This window comes from Pseudaeromonas sp. HNCC25DJ180 (genome assembly GCF_055413345.1).
Map to the genome: position 1 here is coordinate 147,449 of NZ_JBVAYF010000013.1, position 8,781 is coordinate 156,229.

1 protein-coding gene (running past one end of the window) is annotated in these 8,781 nt (G+C 53.6%); it reads right to left on the minus strand.

Annotation, left to right across the window (positions count from 1 at the left end):
• Positions 1-7,675, minus strand: partial view of an Ig-like domain-containing protein gene (locus ACZYTD_RS13215; protein ID WP_463892660.1) — the start only. 26,891 nt of this gene lie to the left of the window's left edge; 7,675 of the gene's 34,566 nt are visible here — the first part of the coding sequence; the start codon lies at positions 7,673-7,675; the stop codon falls past the left edge of the window.
• Positions 7,676-8,781: the final 1,106 nt, after the last annotated feature.

Below are 8,781 nucleotides of genomic sequence, written 5' to 3' on the forward strand. Positions count from 1 at the left end.
TGATGACGCTACTGTCATTGGCTGGCTGCACTATCTGCCCACTGGGGGGCATATCGGCCTGAATGGTGAAACTGCGTGGGGCAGAGAGCGCCGAGGCATTGCCATCCACATCAACCGCTAGGGCCTTGAAGGCTATGGGTTCACCAACCTTATCTTTAGGCACCTGAATATGGAATTGATAAGGAGCGGCGCCATCCCGAGAGAGCTCGGTGAAGGGGGCGTTCTTACCGATAGCCTGGTAGAGCGCCACGCTCTGGACCCCGGCCTCAGGATCGGAGGCGATCACATTCAGCAGCACCTTTTGTCCCGCCGTGAGCTGGGTCAAGTGGGAGCCCAGATTAACCCCCTGGCTATTGAGCGCCTGGATCTCCTGCACCTGTGGCGGTGCATTCTTGACCAGGTAGAGTTGTCGCTGCTCGACACTCTCATTACCCGCCCCATCGCGAGCCGTCACCCTGAAGAGCAGGGCCATACGCTCAGGCAGCTGGGCCCCCTCGGGCAGATAATGCGCCATGGTGTCGACAGGTAAACTTCCCGACCAAGGGGCCGAGATCAGGAGTGACTGCGCCACCTCTTCGCTGGCGGCAAACTCACCATCACTGTTCTTATCCACAAAGAGTTGCAGCTTGGCACTGCCAACTCGCACGTTATCCAGGATCTGCATCTGGTAAGGCAGTGGCCGCCCTTCGGCCAGGGTCCCCCCCGCCGCCGGAGGCTGCTGCAGGGTGATCTCGGGTGGCAGGGTATCCTTATTAACATTGACCGTAACCTTGCGCAGGGCCGGCACAGTGCGAGCCCCTTGGGCTCGACGCTCAGTAACCGATGCCGAAAGCTGCAGAGGCTTGCCTGCCTGACCATAGGGCACGGGCAGTAAAAACTCATAGGGCGCAGAGGTATCTATGAGCGTCTTGTCCCCGCCGAGTAAACCGGCCACATTCAAACTGACACGATCCACACCCGCATCATCGACCGCGTTAAGCTTGACCAGGAGGTATTCGCCCTCCACCACGGCCGCGCCGTCGGTGGGCTCGGCAATGGCCACAGCGGGTGGAGCATCCGAGACCAACTCGATCGTGGCTTGCTCCTCAGCCCTATGCTTGTCCAGATCACCATAGGCGGCACCATAGGTGTCGATGGCATCCACCTTGAGGGTGATGCGGTTGTTCGCGGCGTTATCCGGGTCAAAGGCCGGGAGCGGAACCAGGAAATTGTAGGGAGGTGTGCGCAAGCGCTGGGTAAACAGCGGCTTGCCATCTTGCTCGGCGACGAGGCGTAACGAATCGAGCCCGACATCATCATAAGCATGCACATTGACATAGAGGGCGGTCGACTCCACCTGACGGCTTCCATCAACCGGCGCTGTGATATCGACCACAGGTGCCTCATCCACCTTGATCGGCAGGGTGATCTCCTTGCTACGGCGATTGCCAGATGGATCGACGGCCGTCAGGCGCACCCACAGATCAAAACGGGCCCCCTTGAGCTCGCCCAAGGCAGGGAAAAGTGCCGCAATATCGGCCAGACGCGCAACATGCACCTTCTGTTGATAGAGGGGCGTATCCACATTGTTGGTAGAGACCGGATCGGCATCCGTTGCCGGAATACCCGACACGGTACGCAGGGCGGCACCATAGGGAAGCTCTTGATAACTACCATCCGCCTTACGCACCCCATAGTGGGTTGACACTTCCAGACGCTCGACCTTGACGTTGTCATAACCCCGGAACGCCAGGGTAAAATCGGATGATTCTGGCGCGGCAAAGCCTACCCCAGGCTGCGCAATCGCCACCTCGGGAGTGATCTCATCTTTGGCCCCGAGTATGGTGATCTCATGCTTGCCGATGGCGTTGTCACTATCCTTGACCTGCGCCGAGAAGTGGATCACCTCATTAGACTTGATGAGCGAAGAGGGAAGATCAAAGAGATAGCTCTTCAACAAGAGGTTAGGAGAGTTGCTGACACCATACTCCTTGGCCACATCGGCGGAGTACTTGCTCTCAAATGCATCATAAATACTCTGTAACGCCTGGCGTGTCGCGGCATCGGAGAGCGAAACGGCTGTCGAACTATCGTCGGATCTGCGTAGCTGAACCCCATTGGCATAGAGCACCAGCTGATCACCGCTGAGCAGGCGATCATCTGCCGCCACGAGGGCTACTTTCAGCTGACTGGTCCCGGCCACTATGTATTGATTATTGGCCGGGGTGACGATACGCAGTTGCGGTGCCACGTTATCCAAGGGGTGAACCAGGATAGTCCGCTCCGACTTCTGCCCCAAATTGTCAACGAGCTCAAGCACATACTCTGTCGGTTCACTCTGGGCAAACGTCAGCTCCGCATCCTGCTGCGCCACCTCTTTGATGACGGCCTGAGGGCAGAGCGTGCCGAAGGCACGATAAAACTCAGTGGTCCGGCTGCCATCTCGATTGACCCGATAGATGGCATAACTTTGCAGGGCGGCATCATCAACCAGCCGACTGCTCAGGCGGAACGTCTCCCCGCTGCGCACCCAAAACTCCCCATAATTGAGTCTGGAGGCGTCGGTCAGCTGCTTCTGATATTGGCCATTGACCATGTAAGAGGCAAAACCACTCAGGCTAAGTTGTGGCGCCTGGTTGCTCTGAATCGCCAACTTCACACTCTGGCTGCTCACCTGGCCGCTCTCGTCGCTGGCCGTGACCACTAGCGGCAGCTCACCGCCCTTGAGATCTTTTGGCACATCGTAGACAAAACGGTAGTGATCCTCGCCCACCAAAGCTCCCGTCAAGGTCTTGCTCTGCGCCCCATCCTGCAGCATCAACTCGGCAAGCCGCCCTGAGTCATCCTTGGCACTCAGCTCCAGAGTCAAGCGCTCACCGGCACGAACGGCACTGCCATCCAGAGGCGAGAGTATCTTCAGTTCCGGGGCTTGTTGATCGTGCTTGGCCTGCTCTGTCAGCAAGGCTGTCAGGGGCTGCGCCCCTCGCTCTGCGGCCAGTCGATCCGCCGCATAGGCAAACAGGGAGTAGCCCGTCTCTTTGCCCATCACAGGCAGCAAGGCCGCCACATCTCGGGTAGCCAAGGCACTCTGTAGCGTAAAGGCAGGCATGAGTTGCAAATAGGCCAACTCATCGCTCTTTTGACTATCTTGCAGAGCCAACTCGATATGGGCAAAGCGCTCCAGATAGCGGGTTTCCGATCCATGCGGATAGCTAGTAAGAGAGGCGACACTGCCCGAGTCGATCCGAATGCTCTGCAAAAAGAGTGATGAACTCTCGCCCTCTTGCCCGACCACCTCTGGTCGAATCCAAACCGTAGTCGCAGTGGTCGGCAACCAGGAGCGCAGCTCCAGTTTGCCCCCCGCACCACGAAGTTGCTCTGGCGTCACCACCACCTCATGGGGCTCACCAGGCGCACACTCCTGGCTTTGACGATACGTCAGACGGTAACTCAGCTCACGCCCCGGGATCGACAGCTGCAAAAACTCCACTTTCTGCTGCTCTGCGGCAGAGAGAGTCAGCTTGCCTTGCTGCAAAGAGAGGCGTTGAACCCCATTGATGAGCAGCGATGCCGATAGATCCCCCGCCTCGGGATAGGCCAACGTAATAGTGGGCTGTGGTTTCTTATCCTGAGACAGGAGGCCCACAGGGTTGCGCGTTGCCATATCGCTCAAGGTGGTGAGCAGTGGGTAGAGCTGTAACGGCGCCTCTGCCGATACATAATCATCCTGACTCTGCAGCATGAAATAGGCTACACCACCACTGCTGGCCGGGGCAGCAGGCTCACGACCACTCAATGTGACTTCGGGCGCCTGATCGGGGAGCACATCAATCACCTGATTGAGCGTGGCTGGGTTGCCCGCTAAGTCAGTTGCTTCAATATGCAGGGTGAATTGTGCCGCCTTACCATTCAGCGGCACAAAACGCGCAAGATCGATCGCAGTAGGCGAGTTAACATCCACTCGCTGAGTCGATAGACCCTGCTTTTGCTCAATGAGACGAGTCGTGGGGTCGGCAATCTGCACCTTGTAGCTGGCAATCCCGACATTGTCGCTAATAGAGAGGGCCAACGGGCTGCTCTGTCTGTCATAGAGACTCTTCAGCGGCGAGCTCAAGACAATCTTGGGGGCTTCATCGTCCTGTTTCAGATGTATGGCTAGGGGCTGAGTCAGCGTCTTATTGACTCCCTTATCTTCAGCCTGGAGCTGAAGGGTAAACTCATCGCCCTGGCTGGCCAGATCGACAGGCAGACGCAACCTGGCTTTAAAATCAACGTTGAAACGCTCGGCCACCACCATAGAGCCCAGGCTGCCAGGGTTAGCTACCTTGATCTGTTCAATGTGCTCATTTCGGCTGAAACTTTCCCACTGGACGGGAACGACTCCCCCCTGCTTGTTCAGCAGAACGGGAAGCACATTATCGACATAGAAATTGTCGGTCGCCGTACCAGATAGCTCAAACGACTCGCCTGGATAGAGGGTCACGGCGGAAGTTGGTGCCGCTAGCACCACTGTGGGGGCTTCTGTATCGTCCTCTAGATCCAGATCGAGCAGCAAAGAGGAGACGACCTGACTATCATCCGTAGCCCGCAACACAACACCAGAACCAGCGACATCGCGATTAGGTACGCGTAATGAAACGGAGAAATAGCCACCCTGCGCCACAGCTTGCTCAAGCTCACGGCCAGTCACACTCTTAGCTAACCGCTCTTTGCCTGACTCCACGACCAAGAAACTGACACTGCTCAATTTTCTGTCATCCGTGACCAAAGCCGTCACATTGAATGACTCTCCCTCCTGCAGGCGTGAACCTGCGGCGGGCTGTCGAATCGAAATCTCTGGCGCCTGGTTACGATTAACCTGATAACGCCACTCGGAGCGGCTCTTATTATCAAAGCGATCCACCGCAACCAGCTCAATCACCAACTCGCCCGACTCAGCAGGAGTAAATGCAAACACTCCTTCAGCGTTCACGCTCAGGTTAAGTGCCGATGAGAAGATACTCTTGCCCTGCACCGTCGCAGTTATGCTCTTGAGTCCTGATGGGTCAAGTGCACGCCACTTAAAGCGAGTCGCTTCAGATGTAAACAGGGTGGCACCAGGAGTGGGTGAAGAGAGGGCCGCTTGTGGAGAAATCTGATCGGCAACTATGTCGACGCTTCGGCTCACCTCAGCCGAGGCCTGCTCATTCTCATCATAAGCGACGGCCGTGATCCGCAACTTTTGGTTAATATTGTCCAGATCATGCAGCGAGGCTAAATCCAGCTCATCACTGAGCTGCACAGTGGGTAGCAGAGTCAGACCATGAGAAGCGTCGAAGGTTTTAACCTTGATCACACGCCCCGCGATAGAGTAAGTCACCTTAACCTTGGCAACAGCTTTATCATCCTTGGCTAACACGCCCAGCTGCAGCTTACCCGCGACACTCAGCTGGTTGATATTGGGCTCCAACTCAACCAACTGTGGTGCCCTGTCCTGCATAACGCCGATGACAGCCGAGGTGGTCGAGCTATTTCCCGCCTCATCCCAAGCTGTGATGGAGACGGGGTAGGAGTCAAATTCAACCGCAGAATTCTTAGTCGATGCCGGGACCTGCACTAATTTCAACGCAGAGAAGGCATGCACGGCACCAGGAATATTTTGCGGGGCAAACTCATCGCCGGTAACAACATCATTGGCGTTACCGGTTAAAAGGTATTTATTCCCGCTTTTGACTATGCCGTGTACTTCAAGTCGAGTGGCGGCCACATTGTCATAACCGGTAACTTTTAATACGACTTCGCTATTCTCTATAACTTTGGCGACGGACGCACCCGCATGGGTATCGGAAATCACAGGCGAAGCCAGGTTAATAACTGGCGGCTCTTCATCATGGCCCAGTGTCACATGAACGCTATTGCTGGTAACGACATGTCCGGCAGAATCCGTGGCAACAGCCGCTAGGGTTAACTCTTGCTCATTAGCGATCTTTTGCGGTGTCGGGTATTCAAACGCATAAGGGGCCTGGTTATCTGACCCTACCGTGATGCCATTTACTAAAAAATCAACCTTGGCAATTCCGAGGTCATCAACCGCATTCGCTCTGATCTGCAACGGCAAGCCCGCCACAAACGACGTCCCCGTGACGGGATAGGAGAGTGCGACTGTGGGCGGCTGGTCTTCGCTTGTGGTTATTTTCAGCGCGGGCGATTCAGTGATCTGCTGGTGATAGTCTGTCGCTCTTGCCTTAAATTTAAGCGTGTCACCCAATTGCTCCGCTGTCACTGTATAGCTATATATCAGCTGCCGGGTTGTGGCCGGGACGAGTAACTCATCATCACTCTGGGCCGTGATAGTTTGGCTTTGGATCACCTTGTCATCGAGCAGCAGATCAACTTGAGTACCACTTAGCAGGGTGTCGTCGGCAACTTCGACAGCAAAATTCACTTTTTGGCCGACCGTGGCACTACTCCCCGCTTGCGGCGCAAGGATCTTGACGGAGGGCGCGCTATTTTGTTGCACCCGGATCAGACGTGCTGGAGCATCAGCCACAGTACCCGAATTGGTATAGAGACGAGCCGACACTGCCAGTGTTGACTCTTTAGTCGCAACCGATGGGGTATTAGTCCGTAAGCGCCATATTTCAAATAGAGCCGTTTCCTCTTTACCGTCTACGATAACGGTGCGTTGAGCCAGCAGGGGAAATGATGCCTCCCCTATCTTGCTGCCATCAGTAAAAAACTCGACACGAGAGAGCACACTCCGCTCTTGAACATCCGGCATTATGCCAAGCGGCACGGCCACTTGCAGAGTGAATGGGCTATTTTCTACAAAACGCTGCCCATCATCGGGCATCTCAAATTTATAGTCAGGAAGCGTCTCTTCCTGTTTTGCTAATATCTTGACCTGCTGAGGTTGCGTACTCGTTTTCTGTCCGGCGCTATCTACAGCGATGGCACTAAACTCCAGCTCCCGACCAACCAGATCTTTTGGTACCGGCATACTCAAATCAAATGGGGCGCTGTTACGGCTACCGACCAGTTGACCATCCATTAGATAATCAACTCGGGTTATGCCCACATCATCGTTGACCTTGGCCTGCAGCTTTAACTCACTGGGCGCGGTCAAGGAGCCCGGAGCCAGCAGCTCGATAGAGGGAGCCGCATCCAGAGCCGAAGTTTCAAGTACAGTGCTTATGCCCGGCAACTGGGGGAGAGAGAGCAATAACTGCGCAGGCGTCTTATCACTGATCACGGCCGAAGCGCGAATTTTACCCTGTTCATCAAACGACAAAACTGAGCGGTAAGGCTCAGGTATGGTGACGGTTGGCTTCCAGTTATCCGGGATAAGCGCTCTGGAGTCATCGTTGTAAACACCGACTAACCTTGGAAGATCCACATAGTGATTTAGTCGCGAGATGACAAATTTAGCGCTGTTCACCTCACCATGTTCAATGGCTAAGCCTTTTAATTTTTTGGTGTAATCAACAACCGCAGGAATGGTGACATCCGGTAACCCTGGATAGGAGACAGTGATTTTTACTTCTTGCCCCGCACTCTCGGCAACGGGATAGACAGTGCCATCATTGGTTACAGCAACAATATCTGGATGAGATGAGTGGTAACTGACGTCGGACCCCAGACCCGTGACATTAACCAAACCACGGAACTGATAACGAACTGAGGCTGAAATAACCGCTGTTTGCAGCGGATCACTCAATATTATTTTATCATTAGAGACAATTAGCGCCTCTGCCGTCTCGGAAATATTATCGCCCGTCAGCAATATTTGTGAATCAGTAGCCCGGTTATCACTACTATCGACAACGGCAGCATCAACTAGAACCAGTACGTCATTAGCGATAGCGCTGGTTGAAAGAGTCTGTTTAATCGGCAGAGTAGCAAAATAAGTATTTTGCTCATCGCTCAGGGGGTAAATGCGAACCGGTTTATCTGTAGTGACAAACGCCTTATCTTTAACTTGAGCCAGAACGCCACCCGCAGCGCGAAGATCAGATGCTCTAAGTCCCGTAATTGATGCCTCTAAATAACGAACATCCAGATCATCTTCTGCTTCAAACTCGACAGTTAGATCTTGCTTGCCATCCTCTCCTGAAATTTTCGCTGAAATAATGTTAATGGCTGGCGCATTACCCTCTGATTTGAATGACTCACTATATGAAATGAGCTCCCTATCTTGTTTTTTTACTTCCACGCGTGGAGATAGAGAAGATGAGTCAGACAAAGAAAAATCAAAGAAGCAGATATTGGAATATTGGCTATCTTGATAGGCATCTTTCGCGGTGAGTTGCTGAGAGCCCTCTAATCCACTCTGTATCGCCACACTTTGTAACTTGTCACATTCATCCACAGAGAGTGTGTAGTTATTAGCCACGTTGCCAATTTGGCTGTTAGCTCTAATATTTAAGTCCGCGACAGCGGGAAAGGATAATAACAAAAAAATCAGGAGCAAAAAAAAGCCAGGGGCCAAGGCAAAAGGGCGCAGAGAAGGCAGCATTCGAGAAATCATCCATGAAATAAAACATACTAAACAGGTAACGCACTCTCCGACCACCTCGCAGAGCGCCTCACAAGGGGAGCAACCCGTTTACTGACCCACAGCATAATCCCTATGCTAAGGGCCATTATTTTGTGAATATGTGTAAAGAAATCTGTCAGCGGGCAATTTCGCAGAGTATTACATCAACATCAAGTGTCACAGATGAATCTGGTACTCTTTTCAAACAAAAGAGCCAGAGTCAATGCATCTTATGATGATATAAGGAAAGGCTTCCGAGTGAGATACACTGGAGGATGGAGAAACAA